The 17,337-nt window shown below is 41.3% G+C and carries 14 protein-coding genes and 2 pseudogenes; 15 read left to right on the top strand and 1 reads right to left on the bottom strand.

Annotated features, from left to right (window positions below):
- Nucleotides 1-102: 102 nt before the first annotated feature.
- A complete protein-coding gene (pfkA, locus tag BLL40_RS02575; protein WP_073710321.1) occupies nucleotides 103-1,062 on the top strand; it encodes a 6-phosphofructokinase in 960 nt (319 codons plus the stop codon).
- Between the two features lie 23 nt (nucleotides 1,063-1,085).
- Entirely contained in the window at nucleotides 1,086-2,855 is a 1,770-nt protein-coding gene (pyk, locus tag BLL40_RS02570) for a pyruvate kinase (RefSeq protein WP_073710320.1), read from the top strand.
- Here the strand turns inward: pyk and ytvI are convergent.
- Nucleotides 2,842-3,870, bottom strand: a complete 1,029-nt coding sequence (gene ytvI, locus BLL40_RS02565; RefSeq protein WP_073710319.1) for a sporulation integral membrane protein YtvI — start codon at nucleotides 3,868-3,870, stop codon at nucleotides 2,842-2,844. The two genes, pyk and ytvI, sit on opposite strands and share 14 nt — an antisense overlap.
- 70 nt (nucleotides 3,871-3,940) lie before the next feature.
- Here ytvI and BLL40_RS02560 point away from each other — a divergent pair, with 70 nt between their 5' ends.
- From BLL40_RS02560 to speD, 13 genes and pseudogenes are all read left to right on the top strand, one after another.
- Nucleotides 3,941-4,396: a DUF441 domain-containing protein gene (locus BLL40_RS02560; protein WP_073710318.1), complete on the top strand. Its 456-nt coding sequence runs from the start codon at nucleotides 3,941-3,943 to the stop codon at nucleotides 4,394-4,396.
- A gap of 94 nt (nucleotides 4,397-4,490) precedes the next feature.
- Entirely contained in the window at nucleotides 4,491-4,721 is a 231-nt protein-coding gene (locus tag BLL40_RS02555) for a hypothetical protein (protein WP_073710317.1), read from the top strand.
- A gap of 303 nt (nucleotides 4,722-5,024) precedes the next feature.
- Entirely contained in the window at nucleotides 5,025-6,143 is a 1,119-nt protein-coding gene (gene citZ / locus BLL40_RS02550) for a citrate synthase (protein ID WP_073710316.1), read from the top strand.
- Between the two features lie 114 nt (nucleotides 6,144-6,257).
- Nucleotides 6,258-7,526 (top strand): NADP-dependent isocitrate dehydrogenase, encoded by a 1,269-nt coding sequence (gene icd, locus BLL40_RS02545; RefSeq protein WP_073710315.1) that lies wholly within the window; start codon nucleotides 6,258-6,260, stop codon nucleotides 7,524-7,526.
- Nucleotides 7,527-7,593: 67 nt separating this feature from the next.
- Nucleotides 7,594-8,535, top strand: a complete 942-nt coding sequence (gene mdh, locus BLL40_RS02540) for a malate dehydrogenase (RefSeq protein WP_073710314.1) — start codon at nucleotides 7,594-7,596, stop codon at nucleotides 8,533-8,535.
- 141 nt (nucleotides 8,536-8,676) lie between these two features.
- A pseudogene (locus tag BLL40_RS18185) lies at nucleotides 8,677-9,037 on the top strand (response regulator); the annotation flags it as partial.
- A 65-nt stretch (nucleotides 9,038-9,102) separates the two neighbouring features.
- Nucleotides 9,103-9,393 (top strand): annotated as a pseudogene (locus BLL40_RS18180) (winged helix-turn-helix domain-containing protein); the annotation flags it as partial.
- Nucleotides 9,390-11,165 carry a two-component system histidine kinase PnpS gene (pnpS, locus tag BLL40_RS02530; RefSeq protein ID WP_073710312.1) on the top strand — a complete coding sequence of 592 codons (1,776 nt, stop codon included), beginning with the start codon at nucleotides 9,390-9,392 and terminating at the stop codon, nucleotides 11,163-11,165. The pseudogene BLL40_RS18180 and the gene pnpS, both read left to right, overlap by 4 nt.
- Before the next feature lie 244 nt (nucleotides 11,166-11,409).
- Nucleotides 11,410-14,031, top strand: coding sequence for a DNA polymerase I (gene polA / locus BLL40_RS02525; RefSeq protein WP_073710311.1), 2,622 nt, complete (start codon nucleotides 11,410-11,412; stop codon nucleotides 14,029-14,031).
- Nucleotides 14,032-14,043: 12 nt separating this feature from the next.
- A complete protein-coding gene (gene mutM / locus BLL40_RS02520; RefSeq protein ID WP_073710310.1) occupies nucleotides 14,044-14,886 on the top strand; it encodes a DNA-formamidopyrimidine glycosylase in 843 nt (280 codons plus the stop codon).
- Nucleotides 14,883-15,479, top strand: a complete 597-nt coding sequence (gene coaE, locus BLL40_RS02515; RefSeq protein ID WP_073710309.1) for a dephospho-CoA kinase — start codon at nucleotides 14,883-14,885, stop codon at nucleotides 15,477-15,479. Before mutM ends, coaE begins: the two co-directional genes overlap by 4 nt.
- 147 nt (nucleotides 15,480-15,626) lie before the next feature.
- Nucleotides 15,627-16,658 carry a glyceraldehyde-3-phosphate dehydrogenase gene (locus BLL40_RS02510; protein ID WP_073710395.1) on the top strand — a complete coding sequence of 344 codons (1,032 nt, stop codon included), beginning with the start codon at nucleotides 15,627-15,629 and terminating at the stop codon, nucleotides 16,656-16,658.
- A 219-nt stretch (nucleotides 16,659-16,877) separates the two neighbouring features.
- Nucleotides 16,878-17,261, top strand: coding sequence for an adenosylmethionine decarboxylase (gene speD / locus BLL40_RS02505; protein ID WP_073710308.1), 384 nt, complete (start codon nucleotides 16,878-16,880; stop codon nucleotides 17,259-17,261).
- The last annotated feature ends 76 nt before the right edge of the window (nucleotides 17,262-17,337 follow it).

Genomic DNA, 17,337 nt, shown 5'->3' with positions numbered 1-17,337 from the left:
TACTAAAGATTGTGAAGCGTAAAACGTTCTGTTATCTTAAAAGAAGGTGTACATAAGAGAGTTGTGACTGATAGACAATAATGAGCTAGAGGTGAAAGAGTGATGAAAAGAATTGGTGTATTAACAAGTGGCGGGGACGCTCCCGGAATGAATGCAGCCGTACGGGCGGTTGTTCGTAAAGCGATTTATCATGAAATGGAAGTATTCGGTGTGTATCAAGGATATCTGGGCTTGATGACTGGGCAAATTCAACAATTGGACAGGGGTTCTGTTGGCGACATCATTCACCATGGTGGCACAGTACTTCGTTCTGCACGCTGTCTTGAATTCCAGACGCTTGAAGGACAAAAACAGGGAATTAAGCAACTTGAAAAGTATGGAATTGAAGGGCTTGTCGTGATAGGCGGTGATGGATCATATCGTGGCGCAAAGGCATTGACAGAGCACGGATTTCCATGTGTAGGCGTTCCAGGTACAATTGATAATGATATTCCAGGAACAGAACTTACAATCGGTTTTGACACAGCTCTCAATACCGTTATTGAGGCGATTGATAAAATTCGTGATACAGCAAGTTCTCATGAACGGACGTTTGTTGTCGAAGTAATGGGCCGTCACGCAGGTGACCTTGCTCTTTGGAGTGGACTTGCTGGAGGTGCAGAAACGATTTTAATTCCAGAAGCATCATACGACATCAATAACATTGTTGAAAAGCTGAAGCGGGGACAGGAACGTGGCAAGAAACATAGTATCATTGTCGTAGCAGAAGGGGTCACAGATGGTAGAGAGCTTGGCGAAATTATTGAAAAAATGACAAATTTCGATACGCGTGTATCTGTGCTTGGTCATATGCAGCGCGGGGGTGCACCATCCGCAGTGGATCGAGTGCTTGCTAGCCGTCTCGGTGCTTATGCAGTAGAACTGCTTAGGGAACATAAAGGCGGACGTGCTGTTGGCATAGAACGAAATCAAATTGTTGATTATGATATTATAGAAGCGTTAGCAAAACCGCATAAAATTGATCAGCGTATGTATGAGTTGTCGCAAGAATTGTCGATTTAATGAAAAAACAGGAGGAACTATCCATGCAGAAAACGAAAATTGTTTGTACGATCGGACCGGCAAGTGAAAGTCTTGAAATATTGCAATCATTAATGGAAGCCGGTATGAATGTTGCCCGTTTGAATTTTTCACATGGCAGCCATGAAGAACATGCAGCCCGCATCCAAAATATCCGCCAAGCAGCAAAAAACACAGGAAAATCAATTGGAATATTACTTGATACAAAAGGTCCGGAAATACGCACACATAATATGGAAAATGGTTCGATTGAAATGATCAGTGGTACAAACGCCGTTATTTCGATGACAGAAGTGACAGGCACTCCGGAAAGATTTTCAATTACGTATCCAGGGCTTATTGATGACGTAGAACCAGGTTCAAGCATTTTGCTTGATGATGGACTAATTGGTCTTTCAGTAACAAGTATTAACCATGAAAAAGGCGAAATTGAAGTCCGTGTATTAAACAGCGGCACATTGAAAAATAAAAAAGGCGTAAATGTACCAGGTGTATCTGTTAAACTGCCAGGTATTACGGAAAAAGATGCAGCAGACATCCTTTTTGGTGTTGAACAAGATGTTGATTTTATTGCAGCATCGTTCGTGCGCCGTGCATCAGACGTTCTTGATATTCGCCAGCTTCTTGAAAAACATAATGCGACGCATATTCAAATTATTCCGAAGATTGAAAACCAGGAAGGCGTCGACAACATTGATAGTATTTTAGAAATATCAGAAGGATTGATGGTTGCTCGTGGAGATCTCGGTGTGGAAATTCCGGCTGAGGAAGTGCCAATTGTTCAAAAAAAGCTGATCAAAAAGTGTAATATGCTAGGGAAACCAGTTATTACAGCGACTCAAATGCTTGATTCAATGCAGCGAAACCCTCGTCCGACACGTGCGGAAGCAAGTGACGTTGCCAATGCTATTTTCGATGGAACGGATGCGATTATGCTTTCTGGTGAAACAGCAGCAGGTAATTATCCACTCGAGGCTGTTCAAACGATGCAGAACATTGCGATACGTGCAGAAGAAGAACTTCCAATGAAAAAAGACATACCGGCGCGCCGACGCAACAATACAGGCCGTTTAACGGTAACAGATGCAATTGGTCAATCTGTTGCGAAAATAGCGGAAGCACTCGAAGTTCGTGCCATTATCGCACCGACAGAAAGCGGCCATACAGCACGAATGATTTCACGTTATCGTGCAAAAGCATCTGTTATTGCGGTTACAGAAAGCGAACGTATATCTAGACGATTATCACTTGCTTGGGGTGTATTCCCTGTACTTAGTCCTAATAAAGTGAAATCAACAGATGAAATGCTTGAAATGGCCGTTGCACGCTGTCTAGAAGAGCGATTAATCAGCCGCAGTGATCTCGTTGTCATTACAGCAGGTGTCCCAGTTGGTGAATCAGGTACAACGAACTTAATGAAAATTCACATCGTCGGTGATATTTTAGTGAAAGCACAAGGGATTGGCCGCCATTCCGCTTATGGGAAGGTTGTAAAGGCAAAAACAGCCGCAGAAGCAATGCAAAAAGTAGAGCAGGGCGATATTCTTGTCACGTACGGAACAGACCGTGATATGATGCCTGCTATTGAAAAATGTTCAGCGATCATTACGGAAGAAGGCGGTTTGACAAGCCATGCAGCAGTTGTTGGAATCAGTCTAGGCATTCCGGTCATTATTGATTTGAAAGATGCGCTTACAAAGCTTGAAGACGGTCAGGAAATTACGGTTGACGCAGCACGCGGTATTATATATAACGGCCATGCTAACGTTTTGTAAAAAGCATCTGCAATAAGCCGGAGCGGTGAACGGACAAAATAGCTAAAAGTAAAAAGGGTCCAGCTGCCATGCCCGCTGCGCCCAAAAAAGAGAGTCCGGCAAAGATAGAAAATAAAACGGCAAGCGGATGAAGACCGACAGCGCCTGATACGAGCTTTGGTTCTAGCAGTTGACGCATAATCATCAGTACGGTGTAGAGAACGGCTAATAAAGTGGCAGAAACAGGTTGGCCGATTAAGAGAAAAAACGCGATCCATGGTAAAAAAATAAGACTAGATCCGATAATTGGAATAAATTCGGCTACCGCAGCTAAAAAAGCAACTTCGACTACGTGTGGGGCTCGGAGAAGAAGCAAACCGAATGCTGCTGTCATAAACGTTGCCGAAAACAGGATGCATTGTGCTTTTATAAATGAACGGAAAGAGGATGAAAAATCTGTAAACGTAAACAGAAGACGCTCGTGTACGGAAACCGGCAGCCTCTTTATCATATGGCCCCCATCTTTTGCGATGAAAAAAGCAGAAAGGGCTGCGACAATGATTTCGGTGGCGGCGCCGGGAATGCTTAGCATAAAGGAAGTACCAGAGAGAATCCATGTTTCTGCATAATCACCGGTTATTTTTAATATAGACCCATTCAATGTTTGAATAAGCTGGATGATGGTTTCTTCTTGTGTATTTGACAGGCGGGCGGAAATGATATCGATTCCATGTTCAATGTGAAAAGCGGCAATCTCCATATAGCTTGGAATAACAACGACAAGATGAGAGACTGTTCGAGCAGCGATAAGCAGAACGATGGAACATGCGGTTCCAAAAAGAAAAGCGACAAAAATTAATGCTGAAACAATGGATAATGAAGGTGGAAACCTGCCTTTTGTTTGAAGGAAGTGGGCCGGTTTTTGAGCGGCAGCGGCAAAAAATGCCCCTATAATAAATGGTTTTAAAACAGGCATGAACCAATAAAAGGCTAGTCCAATAGCTAATAACACGATGAAATGGTGAATGAATCGCATGGCGTCCCCCCCTTCTTTACTCGTATGAAGAAATGGAGGTAGCCATGCGTCTTTTTTTTAGGAGGGTAGCATGCAGGCTTATTTATTTTTATTTTTATTGCTGGCAATCAGTCTTATTGCCAAAAATCAATCGCTCCTCATCGCGTCTGGATTGCTTATTGCATTAAAAGCAATAAGCCTTGAGGCGAAGTGGTTTGATATTATGCAAAAAAATGGAATCAATTGGGGTGTAACCGTGATCACGATTGCAGTACTGGCACCAATTGCGACCGGTGCAATCGGATTTAAAGATCTTGGTGCTTCGCTCAAGTCGCCTTATGCGTGGATTGCACTTATTGCAGGTATGCTCGTTGCGCTCATTGCGAAAAATGGAGTGATGCTGCTAGCGGAAGATCCCCATATTACAGCTGCACTTGTTTTCGGAACCATTTTAGCGGTTGCGCTTTTTAACGGTGTGGCAGTAGGGCCGCTTATCGGTGCTGGCATCGCATACTATGCGATGAAATTATTTTCTTTTTTTAATTAATAAAAAACAGATTTTTTATAAAGATTAATGAAACTATTATATTCATTTTATCGTATAAGTATAGTGAGAAAACGGAGAAAGGAGCAAGATGAATATGATAAAAAATCCAGGTATCGCTGCCGTATTGAGTTTTTTCTGGTCAGGCGTTGGCCAAATTTATAATGGACAGATTATGAAAGGGCTTATCTTGATTGTTTTACAGATGGTCAATGCGGCGCTTATGTTCGTGTTAATAGGCTTCATAACGTATCCAATCGTCTGGATCTGGGGCATTTATGATGCGTATAAAACAGCTGAACGACAGAATAACACTTCAAGTTTTTAGGTGAAACTTTTCATAATAACATAAATCCAATACGTGTCGAGTTCGAAATGTAAATGATTCATAAAAAAATTTCGAACTTTTTGACACGTTTTAATTCACAAACAGGTGCTTATTGTTTATAATAAGCAGTGTAAGCGTCCACTTTTTCGAATGTTACATCCATTTTTTTGTTCAAAAAAGCGTATATAAAGAATTAAGCTTTTTTATTTTTTAAAATGGTACTGAGCAGTTGCTCAGTCACGTGCATACATAAATAAAAAAGTGGATAATGGGGAAATTAAAAGGCGAAGGAGAGATAATCTTATGACAACTGCACGCGGACTTGAAGGAGTAGTTGCTACGACGTCATCTGTCAGCTCTATCATTGATGACACACTTACATATGCAGGCTATGATATTGACGATTTGGCTCAAAATGCGAGTTTTGAAGAAGTCATTTATTTACTTTGGCACCGCAGTCTTCCAACACAGGCACAGCTTAATGAGTTGAAAGAACAACTTAAGGAAAGCTATGACATACCTCAAGAAATTATTGAACATTTCAAAATGTATCCCATTAACAAAGTTCATCCGATGGCTGCTCTTCGTACAACAGTTTCACTACTTGGTCTTTACGATGACGAAGCAGACGTGATGACAGATGAAGCAAATTACCGGAAAGCGATTCGTATTCAAGCTAAAATTCCGGCACTTGTTACAGCTTTTGCACGCATTCGTAAAGGCCAAGAGCCTGTTGCACCTAAAAAGGAATACGGCATCGCGGCAAACTTTTTATACATGTTGTCCGGCAAGGAGCCGACAGATGTTGAAATTGAAGCATTTGACAAAGCACTCGTTCTTCATGCTGACCATGAATTGAATGCTTCTACATTTACAGCGCGTGTATGTGTTGCCACTCTTTCTGACATGTATTCAGGCGTGACCGCAGCTCTTGGCGCATTGAAAGGTCCGCTTCATGGTGGCGCAAACGAGCAAGTTATGAAAATGTTGATGGAAATTGGTTCTCCGGATAATGTAGAACCGTATATTCTCGAGAAATTAAATAAAAAAGAAAAAATCATGGGATTCGGCCACCGTGTATACCGCCAAGGAGATCCACGTGCGAAGCATCTTCGGGAGATGTCGAAACGTTTAACAGAACAGACAGGTGAGCCGCAATTATATGATATGTCTGTGGAGATTGAACGTCTTGTGACGGGGCAAAAAGATCTTCCGCCGAACGTTGATTTTTATTCAGCTTCTGTTTACCATAGTCTCGGAATTGAGCATGACTTGTTTACACCGATTTTTGCGGTCAGCCGTGCATCTGGTTGGCTTGCCCATATTATGGAGCAGTATGCGAATAACAGACTGATCCGTCCGCGTGCTGAGTATACAGGTCCGGATATGCAAAAATACGTGCCAATCAACGAACGAGGCTAATTAAAGTAAGCATTTGCAACTAAACTAAAAATTAGTGTACTATGAATGTGGCAAACGAAGGTCAGAAAATATAGACTCTAACCTTTGATTATGGAACTTGGAGGGAATAGTAAGATGACTCAAGGCGCAAAAATTACAATGCAAAATGGAGAGCTAAACGTACCAAACAACCCGGTCATTCCTTTTATTGAAGGTGATGGAATTGGTCCTGATATTTGGGAGGCAGCATCACGCGTATTAGACGCGGCAGTTGAAAAAGCATACAGCGGTGAAAAGAAAATCGTTTGGAAAGAAGTTCTTGCCGGTGAAAAAGCATTTAACCAAACAGGCGAGTGGCTCCCAAAAGCAACGCTAGATGAGATCGATCAATATTTAATCGCCATTAAAGGACCTCTCACAACTCCTGTCGGCGGCGGTATTCGTTCATTGAACGTAGCACTTCGTCAAGAATTGGATCTTTTCGTATGTCTTCGCCCGGTTCGCTATTTTGACGGTGTTCCTTCACCTGTTAAGCGTCCTGAAGACACAGATATGGTTATTTTCCGTGAGAATACAGAAGATATTTATGCAGGTATCGAGTACGCAGAAGGCTCTGATGAAGTGAAAAAATTGATTGGCTTCCTTCAAAATGAAATGGGTGTAAATAAAATCCGTTTCCCTGAAACATCTGGTATCGGCATTAAGCCTGTATCAAAAGAAGGAACGGAACGTCTTGTACGCGCAGCTTTGAATTATGCGATTAAAGAAGGACGTAAATCGCTAACACTCGTCCATAAAGGCAACATTATGAAATTTACAGAAGGTGCATTTAAAACATGGGGCTATGAGCTTGCTGAAAAAGAATTTGGTGATCAAGTCTTCACATGGGCTCAATATGATAAAATTAAAGATGAACAAGGTGCGGATGCGGCAAACAAAGCACAATCTGACGCGGAAGCAGCTGGCAAATTAATCGTGAAAGATTCAATTGCAGACATCTTCTTGCAACAAATTTTGACTCGTCCAAAAGAGTTTGATGTTGTCGCAACAATGAATTTGAACGGCGATTATATTTCCGATGCTCTTGCAGCGCAAGTAGGCGGAATTGGCATCGCTCCTGGTGCGAACATTAACTATGAAACAGGCCATGCCATTTTTGAAGCAACTCATGGGACAGCTCCTAAATATGCAGGTCTTGATAAAGTAAACCCATCTTCTGTTCTTTTGTCAGGTGTTCTTCTTCTTGAGCATCTTGGATGGAACGAAGCTGCAAACATGATCACAAAATCAGTTGAAAACACGATTTCATCTAAAGTTGTAACATATGACTTTGCCCGCCTTATGGACGGTGCAACAGAAGTAAAATGCTCTGAATTTGCTGATGAATTGATCAAAAATCTTTAATGTAAAAGCTCCCTTTTTAGGGAGAAGCTATACATTTGCAAGCTAATGAATAAGGAGGGCTTTTATTATGACAACATATAATCGTAAAAAAGTATCTGTCATCGGCGGCGGTTTCACTGGTGCAACAACAGCTTTCCTTCTTGCTCAAAAAGAACTGAGCGATGTTATTCTCGTTGATATCCCACAAGCTGAAGGACCAACGAAAGGAAAAGCGCTTGATATGCTAGAAGCAAGTCCTGTTCAAGGCTTTGATGCAAATATTACGGGTACATCTGATTATGCAGATACAGCCGACTCTGATGTTGTCATCATTACAGCAGGTATTGCACGTAAACCAGGCATGAGCCGTGACGACCTTGTTCAAACGAATCAAAAAGTAATGAAATCTGTTACAGCTGAAATCGTCAAATATTCTCCGAACTGTACAATCATCGTATTGACAAACCCAGTTGATGCTATGACATACACGGTATTGAAAGAATCAGGATTCCCGAAAAACCGTGTCATCGGTCAATCAGGTGTTCTAGATACTGCTCGCTTCCGCACATTTGTAGCCCAAGAATTGAAAGTGTCTGTGAAAGACGTAACTGGATTTGTTCTTGGCGGACACGGTGACGACATGGTACCACTCGTGCGCTACTCTTACGCAGGAGGCATACCACTTGAATCATTGATTTCGAAAGATCGTCTTGATGCAATTGTTGAACGTACACGTAAAGGCGGCGGCGAAATTGTTCAGCTTCTAGGCAACGGTTCAGCTTATTATGCACCAGCGGCGTCACTTGTTGAAATGACAGAGGCTATTTTGAAAGATCAACGCCGTATTTTACCGGCAATTGCCTACCTTGAAGGCGAATATGGCTACAATGAATTGTACCTTGGCGTTCCAACTATTCTAGGCGCTGGTGGTATTGAAAAAATTATCGAGCTTGAATTGACTGCAGATGAAAAAGCGGGTCTTGATAAATCGGCTGAAGCTGTCCGTAATGTCATGTCTGTTCTTGCATAGATGTAATAGAAAAGGGCCTGCCAATTTACTGGCAGGCCCTTTTTCATGAGGTGATATCAGTATTGACAAGTAGAACGGCTCTTTCTCAAGCGAAACAAATTCGCTATAATAGGAGGTAGACATTTAACGAGGGAGGACAAAATGAAGAAAATTTTAGTCGTAGATGACGAGTCATCTATCGTTACGTTAATTAAATACAATTTAGAGCAATCTGGGTTCATGGTGGAAACAGCATTTGATGGAGAAGAAGCACTTCGTCGTGCAGAAGAAATATCACCGGACTTGATTATTCTTGACTGGATGCTTCCGAAGTTTGACGGAATGGAAGTGTGCAAAGATTTACGGCAACGCCGTGTGACAACACCGATCTTGATGTTAACGGCAAAAGATGAAGAGTTTGATAAAGTGCTTGGTCTTGAACTTGGTGCAGATGATTATATGACGAAGCCATTTAGTCCCAGAGAATTAATTGCCCGTGTAAAAGCAATCTTACGACGTGTGCAGAAGCCATCATCTGAACCAATTGAAGTAGAAAGTAAAACGGATCAATATATTGAAGTAGCAGATTTAACGTTATTCCCTGAAAAATACGAAGCGTATTACCAAAAGAACTTGCTAGATTTGACGCCGAAAGAATTTGAGCTTCTTTTGTTTCTAGCTGAAAATAAAACACGTGTTTTAACAAGAGATCAATTGCTTAGTGCGGTCTGGAAATATGACTTTGTCGGAGATACACGCATTGTCGACGTTCACATTAGTCATTTGCGTGAAAAAATAGAGGAAAATACGAAAAAACCGCAATATATTAAAACAATTCGCGGTCTTGGATACAAGTTGGAAGAACCGAAAGACGCATGATTAATTCTCGGACGCGACTCTTTTTATCACTCCTTACACTTATTGTAATCATGCTCCTGGCACTTGGTATATCGCTCGGTCATTTATTTAAAATGTATTATTTGGAGACAATCAATGAAAGGCTTGAAAAAGAAACCGTGCTGTTCGCAGATGTAATTGGAAATAGGGGAGGCATTGCCTTTATGAACCCCATTATGCTTAGCGAATGGAGTGAGCAAATGGGGACACGATTAAGTGTAGCGAACAGTGATGGAACCATATTATATGACAGTGGCGGCATGGATGCGAGTAACACTGAAATACATTTGGATGTCGTCAAGCGGATCGCGGGATCGCTTAATCCGGAAACATATCAAAATTCACTGCGCCGGAAAATGGACGTGCAGTACCATTGGCGAGACATTGTTAACACAAACGGGGAAAAAGAAGGATATATCGTCACGAGTATGCGTGTCGATGCTCTAGAGGGCCTATACAAACAAATATGGCTTATATTATTAGTCACTCTTGGCTTGTCACTTATATTAATCGCATTGATAGGAATGAAAATCACACGCAATTATATTAAACCTATTGAGTCTGCAACCGCTGTTGCCATTGAGCTGGCTAAAGGGAATTATCGGGCGCGTACGTATGAAATGCCACCAGATGAAATTGGCACGCTGAATACGTCGGTTAATATACTTGCACGAAACTTGCAGGAAATGATGCAGGCGCAGGAAGTTCATCAAAATCGATTAACAACATTAATTGAAAATATTGAAAGTGGCCTGCTGCTTATTGATGACCGAGGATATATTATTATGGCCAATCGTGCATTTAAAAAAATGTTTGGCAACGGGCGGATTATCAAAAAGCGGTATCATGAAGCAATCGTACAAAAAGAAGTGACAGGTATTGTGGAAGAAGTATTTATGACGGAAAAAAATGTTCGCCGGCAAATGATGATTCCGCTGCAATTGGAGCAAAAAGAATTTGAAGTGTCGGGGGCGCCTATTATTGGAACGAATGATGAATGGAAAGGCATTTTAGTTGTTTTTCATGACATTACCGAATTGAAGCACTTGGAACAAATGAGAAAAGACTTTGTTGCAAATGTATCACATGAACTGAAAACACCGATTACATCTATTAAAGGATTTTCGGAAACATTGCTTGACGGCGCCTTAAATGATCCAGACGCAGCAACCTTGTTTCTGGATATTATTTGGAAGGAAAGCGAACGGATGGAAACACTTGTCGCAGACTTATTAGACTTGTCGAAAATTGAGCAGAAGGGACTCGTACTGAATGTCTCGTCTATTTCATTAAATAAACTGCTGGAAGAAGTTATTATGACACTTGAAAATAGAATGGAAACAAAGCAAATTGATTGGCATGTTGAACTGACAGAAGAATTGCTGATTTCAGGAGATGAATACCGTTTAAAGCAAGTGTTTTTAAATTTAATTACGAATGCGATTTTGTACACACCGCAGGGTGGATCGATCATCGTTAAAGGCAGCCATGCAGGAGAAATGGTCCATGTGACTATTTCTGATACAGGCATTGGTATTGAAAAAACAGAAATGTCCCGTATATTTGAGCGCTTTTATCGTGTGGATAAAGCACGAAGCCGTGATTCAGGCGGAACTGGGCTTGGCCTTGCAATTGTGAAACATATTATGGAAGCACATCATGGGAAAGTTAGTGTAGAAAGTGAAGTAGGTAAAGGAACATCATTTACCGTTTCTTTTGAAAAAAAATTCTCGAATGATTTTACAAAAAATTAATGAACCGTTTACATTTCATTTATAATTAACTGCTATGATGTAAATATCAACCCCCCTTTATCCAGCTTTATGTAGGAGAGTCCTCTTTTTATAAAATCTTTGTTTGAAGGGGTCTCTCACTTTTTTAAATCGGGTCTGATGAAAGAAGCCGTTGTTTTCTTTTTTTGTTCTGCACATGGTAGAATAAGAAAGAAAATAACGGCTTTTTTTGATGTGCACTTATCTAGAGTGCAAAGGAGGACCTATGGAAAAAAAACTCGTACTGATTGACGGAAACAGTATTGCATATCGGGCGTTTTTTGCGTTGCCCCTTTTGAGCAATTCAAAAGGTGTGCACACGAATGCAGTATATGGTTTTGCCATGATGTTAAATAAAATTGTGAAAGACGAAAAGCCGACACACATTCTTGTTGCATTTGATGCCGGCAAAACGACATTTCGTCATGAAACATACAAAGAATATAAAGGAACGCGCCAGAAAACGCCGCCGGAATTATCCGAGCAATTTTCATACGTACGCGAATTATTGAAAGCATATGGGATTGCGTATTACGAACTTCAAAATTACGAAGCAGATGATATTATCGGGACGTTGTCACTTGAAGCAGAAAAAGAAGATTTTCTTATAAAAGTGTACTCTGGAGATAAAGATTTGACGCAGCTGGCAACAGATAAAACGACAGTGTGCATAACAAGAAAAGGCATTACGGATATTGAAGAGTATACACCAGAGCATGTGCAGGAAAAGTATGGACTGACACCTAATCAAATTATTGATATGAAAGGGCTGATGGGCGATACATCTGACAACATTCCGGGTGTGCCAGGCATTGGCGAAAAAACAGCGATTAAACTGTTAAAGCAATTTCACACAGTAGAAGCATTGCTTGAATCGATCGATGACGTGAGCGGGGCAAAATTAAAAGAAAAATTGCATGAACATAAAGATTTGGCACGCTTAAGTAGAGAACTGGCGACGATTATGCGCACTGTACCGCTTGATTTAACAATAGACCGGCTTATTTATAACGGAGCAGACGAAGATCAACAATACAATTTGTTCCGTGATCTTGAATTTAAAACGCTTCTTGATGGGCTAAATCGATCGGAAGAAACAGTAATGGAAGATGTTTCATTTGATATCATAGATTCCCCAGAACCGGCTCATTTTGAACAGGTCAACGCAATATATGTCGAAATGATCGATGTAAACTATCATAAATCACCTGTCGTAGCAGTCGCTGTTTCGGGACGGAATGGTACGTGTTTTATGTCAGCAAAGAACGCTATTGAATCAGATGTATTTAAACAATGGGCAGAGAATAAGTCTATCCGCAAAACGGTTTTCGATGCAAAAAGAACCATCATTGCTCTGCGCCGTCATGGAATTGAACTCGCAGGCATTGATTTTGACGTGTTTCTGGCTTCGTATTTAATCAATCCATCTGAGTCTCCAGAAGATTTTGCAGCTGTTGCTAAACTTCACGGCGAAACAGGAATCGCATCGGATGAAGCGGTTTATGGAAAAGGAGCGAAGCGAGCGCTGCCGGCTGAAGAGGTATACGCTAAACACGTTAGCGCAAAAGCAGAAGCGCTTAGTCGACTTGATGATACGTGCCGGAGAGAACTATCTGAAAACAGTCAGAGTAAATTGTTTGATGAGCTAGAGCTGCCACTCGCCCTTATTTTAGCAGATATGGAATCAGAAGGCGTCCGAGTTGATATGAATCGTTTAGAGGAAATGGGTATTGAACTGAAAAAACGACTTGCTGAAATGGAGCAGACCATTCATCGTCTTGCGGGCACTGAATTTAATATTAATTCACCAAAACAGCTTGGGGTCATTTTATTTGAAAAGCTTGGACTGCCGCCGTTTAAAAAAACGAAAACGGGCTATTCTACATCGGCGGACGTATTAGAAAAACTGGCTCCGTCTCATGAGATCGTTCAGCATATTCTAGACTACCGCCAAATCGGCAAGTTGCAATCGACTTATATTGAAGGGCTTTTAAAAGTAGCTGATTCAGATACACATAAAATTCATACGCGTTTTAATCAAGCATTGACACAGACTGGCCGTTTAAGTTCAACAGAACCAAACTTGCAAAACATTCCAATTCGTTTGGAGGAAGGACGGAAAATTAGACAAGCATTTATTCCTGGAAAATCAGACTCTGTTCTATTTGCCGCCGATTACTCACAAATTGAACTACGCGTTCTCGCTCACATTTCCGGTGATGAAAAATTAATTGAGGCGTTTCGTCAAGATATGGATATTCATACAGCAACAGCAATGGAAGTATTTCATGTTGACAGTGAGGCTGTAACATCGGATATGCGCCGCCAGGCAAAAGCCGTCAATTTTGGCATCGTATACGGGATCAGTGATTACGGCTTATCCCAAAATCTTGGCATTACGAGAAAAGAAGCGGCCGAATTTATTGAGCGCTATTTAAAAACGTATCCGGGTGTAAAAGAATATATGAGCAATGTTATTCGTGAAGCGAAAGAAAATGGGTATGTGACGACGCTGTTAAATAGACGACGCTATATTCCAGAAGTAACGAGCCGCAACTTCAATTTGCGTTCATTTGGTGAACGGACGGCAATGAACACGCCAATTCAAGGAAGTGCAGCAGATATTATTAAAAAAGCAATGATTGATGCCGCAGCACGGCTTGAAAAAGAAACGTTAACATCAAAACTTCTGTTACAGGTGCACGATGAATTAATTTTTGACGTACCAAAAGAAGAAATTGACAAAATGAAAAGCGTTGTTCCGGACGTCATGGAGCAGGCGTTTAAACTTGATGTACCGCTCAAGGTCGATTATTCATTTGGACCGACGTGGTATGATGCAAAGTAAGGAGTGAATAATATGCCGGAATTACCAGAAGTCGAAACGGTTCGGCGTACATTAATTGATCTGGCTGTTGGTAAAACAGTCGCTATAACCGATGTCCGTTGGCCTAACATCATTAAACATCCTGAAGAACCGGCGCAGTTTCAAGACGCACTTGCTGGTGAGACTATTCAAAATATCACACGGCGCGGGAAGTTTTTAATATTTCATTTGAATCACTACGCACTCGTTTCTCATTTGCGAATGGAAGGGAAATTTAGTGTAAACGCACAGTCCGAGCCGGAAGCACCGCATACCCATGTTGTGTTCACATTTACAGACGGAACACAGCTGCGCTACCGGGATGTACGCAAATTTGGCACAATGCATTTGTTTGAAAAAGGAACAGAAAACGGCTTAGCACCGCTTATCGGTCTAGGTCCCGAACCGTTTGATGTGACATTCACACCAGATTATTTATACGAGCGGCTGCAGCGGACATCGCGTCAGGTAAAAACGGCCTTGCTTGATCAAATTATTGTCACCGGGCTTGGTAATATTTATGTCGATGAAGTGCTATTTCGTTCGCACATACATCCGCACCGTGTCTCGTCTACGATTACAGAAGAAGAGGCGGAGCGCATCCATCATTATACGAAAAGTGTGCTTGCTGAAGCAGTTGAACGTGGCGGAAGCACAATTCGCACATACGTAAACAGCCAAGGACAAAAAGGGACATTTCAGGAAGTATTAAACGTATATGGACGCACTGGTGAAGCGTGTGTGGAATGCGGCGCGGAAATTGTCAAAATAAAAACAGGCGGACGAGGCACACATATTTGTCGTGAGTGCCAACCATTGCCGGAGCCTCTGTCATGATTATCGGACTGACAGGCGGCATTGCAAGCGGGAAGAGCACAGTAAGCAATTTATTGAAAGAAAAAGGATTTGCTATTATTGATGCAGATATAGCGGCACGCGTCGTTGTCGAGCCTGGACAACCAGTACTGGAAAAAATGATAGAAGTGTTTGGTCCAGGTATACGAGCAGCAGACGGCGCCCTTGATCGGCCGGCATTAGGTAAAATGGTTTTCTATGATGAGGAAAAACGAAAGCAGTTAAACGAAATCATTCACCCGGCAGTACGCGAATGGATGATGGAGCAAAAAGAAAAAGCGATCATGGCAGGTAAAAAAAACATTTTCTTAGATATCCCACTTTTATTTGAGAGTAATCTTACTTGGATGGTTGAAAAAACATTGCTCGTGTATGTAGATCCAGAAATACAGCTGAAGCGGTTAATGGAGCGAAATGATTACTCGGAGGAGGAAGCGAAAGCGAGAATTCAATCGCAGATGCCAATTGAGGAAAAAAGAGCATGGGCAGACGATATTATTAATAATAATGGAACGTTAGAAGAAACGAAAAATCAAGTGGATAAATGGATTACCCGATTAAGGTTACAGCCTTAATCGGGTCTTTTAATGTCCCTTTATAACAAAAAGGAAAGAAAGTATAAATCGGGTCATTTTATTGTTCCGTTTCGCGTTTAATGTGTTATACTAAATTTAAATAATTCAATATAGAGTATAACATTAAAGCGTAGGGGGACATAAATGATGACAAAGACGAAAATAGCGATTAATGGATTTGGCCGTATTGGCCGTATGGTGTTCCGTAAGGCGATTTTGGACGACGAACTTGATATTGTAGCAGTAAACGCCAGCTATCCAGCGGAAACGCTTTCACATCTGATTAAATATGATACAAATCATGGGAAATTTGAGGGCGACGTACAAATAGAAGAAGATGCAATCATCGTGAATGGCAAACGTGTACAGCTGCTCTCAAGCCGCGATCCTCTTGAACTGCCATGGAAGCAACTAGCTATTGACATTGTCATTGAAGCAACCGGTAAATTTAATGCACGAGAAAAAGCAGCACTTCATCTGGAAGCGGGTGCAAAAAAAGTAGTCTTGACAGCTCCAGGTAAAAATGAAGATGTCACAATCGTCATGGGTGTGAATGAAAATGTACTAGATGTAGAACAACATGATATCATTTCTAACGCCTCGTGCACAACAAATTGTTTAGCACCGGTTGTGAAAGTACTTGATGATCAATTTGGCATTGAAAACGGATTAATGACAACTGTTCATGCCTATACAAATGATCAAAAAAATATTGATAACCCACATAAAGACTTGCGTCGTGCTCGTGCATGTGCACAATCTATTATACCAACATCAACAGGAGCGGCAAAAGCATTATCACTTGTGCTGCCGCATTTGGAAGGGAAGCTTCATGGAATGGCCCTTCGTGTACCGACATCTAATGTATCACTAGTGGACCTCGTTGTTGATGTGAAACGTCCGGTAACAGTCGAAGAAGTAAATGCGGCATTTATTAAGGCATCACAAAATGAATTAAGCGGCATTCTTGATTTTACGTTAGAACCGCTTGTATCGGTTGATTATAATACAAATCCATACTCGGCTACGATCGATGGATTAACGACGATGGTAATGGGTGAAACGAAAGTGAAAGTACTCGCTTGGTATGATAACGAATGGGGCTACTCGTGCCGCGTTGTTGATCTTGTCCATTTCGTGGCAGATGAAATGAGAAAAAAAGTAGAGAACTTTGTATAACATAGGCGTTGATGGACTCCGGCGAATGTCGGAGTTTTTCTGTTATATAAAAAATTAAAAGAAACCTGTTGCAAAATATGATGGCAGGTCGTATACTCAATTTTGTGAAATAAGTTCTGCTTAAAGGGTTAGGACCTCTTCGGACTAACTTTCCCCCGTGGCAGTGATCACTTTTACAATTTTTTTCAAAAATTCACTTTGTAAAAGGGGGAAACGATCATGGAAACAATGGGTCGTCATGTCATATCAGAATTATGGGGCTGCAATTTTGACAAATTAAACGATATGGAAGTAATCGAGAGAACTTTTGTCGACGCCGCTCTTAAATCCGGTGCGGAAATTCGCGAAGTCGCGTTCCACAAATTTGCTCCGCAGGGAGTAAGTGGAGTCGTCATCATCTCCGAGTCACATTTAACGATTCACAGTTTTCCTGAACATGGATACGCAAGCATTGATGTATATACATGCGGGGATCTTGATCCGAATATTGCTGCGAACTATATCGCAGAAGCACTTGAAGCTGATACACGTGAAACAATTGAACTGCCTCGTGGTATGGGGCCAGTGCGTTCGCAACTTAAACAAACAGTAAACGCTATGTAAATGAAACGGGATGTATGATCTTCATACATCCCTTTTCTATTTTCAAGGCGCTTTTTTTTTAGTATGATAAAGAGTA

Origin of the sequence: Domibacillus mangrovi, assembly GCF_001906925.1 — a bacterium.
Classification (GTDB): domain Bacteria; phylum Bacillota; class Bacilli; order Bacillales; family Domibacillaceae; genus Domibacillus; species Domibacillus mangrovi.
Note: the sequence above shows the minus strand (reverse complement) of the source record. Positions and strands in the feature narration are given on the sequence as shown.

Bases quoted from the DNA above. Each gene is read 5' to 3' on its own strand.
- pfkA (WP_073710321.1), top strand. From the start codon at position 103: ATGAAAAGAATTGGTGTATTAACAAGTGGCGGGGACGCTCCCGGAATG.
- pyk (WP_073710320.1), top strand. From the start codon at position 1,086: ATGCAGAAAACGAAAATTGTTTGTACGATCGGACCGGCAAGTGAAAGT.
- ytvI (WP_073710319.1), bottom strand. From the start codon at position 3,870: ATGCGATTCATTCACCATTTCATCGTGTTATTAGCTATTGGACTAGCC.
- BLL40_RS02560 (WP_073710318.1), top strand. From the start codon at position 3,941: ATGCAGGCTTATTTATTTTTATTTTTATTGCTGGCAATCAGTCTTATT.
- BLL40_RS02555 (WP_073710317.1), top strand. From the start codon at position 4,491: ATGATAAAAAATCCAGGTATCGCTGCCGTATTGAGTTTTTTCTGGTCA.
- citZ (WP_073710316.1), top strand. From the start codon at position 5,025: ATGACAACTGCACGCGGACTTGAAGGAGTAGTTGCTACGACGTCATCT.
- icd (WP_073710315.1), top strand. From the start codon at position 6,258: ATGACTCAAGGCGCAAAAATTACAATGCAAAATGGAGAGCTAAACGTA.
- mdh (WP_073710314.1), top strand. From the start codon at position 7,594: ATGACAACATATAATCGTAAAAAAGTATCTGTCATCGGCGGCGGTTTC.
- pnpS (WP_073710312.1), top strand. From the start codon at position 9,390: ATGATTAATTCTCGGACGCGACTCTTTTTATCACTCCTTACACTTATT.
- polA (WP_073710311.1), top strand. From the start codon at position 11,410: ATGGAAAAAAAACTCGTACTGATTGACGGAAACAGTATTGCATATCGG.
- mutM (WP_073710310.1), top strand. From the start codon at position 14,044: ATGCCGGAATTACCAGAAGTCGAAACGGTTCGGCGTACATTAATTGAT.
- coaE (WP_073710309.1), top strand. From the start codon at position 14,883: ATGATTATCGGACTGACAGGCGGCATTGCAAGCGGGAAGAGCACAGTA.
- BLL40_RS02510 (WP_073710395.1), top strand. From the start codon at position 15,627: ATGACAAAGACGAAAATAGCGATTAATGGATTTGGCCGTATTGGCCGT.
- speD (WP_073710308.1), top strand. From the start codon at position 16,878: ATGGAAACAATGGGTCGTCATGTCATATCAGAATTATGGGGCTGCAAT.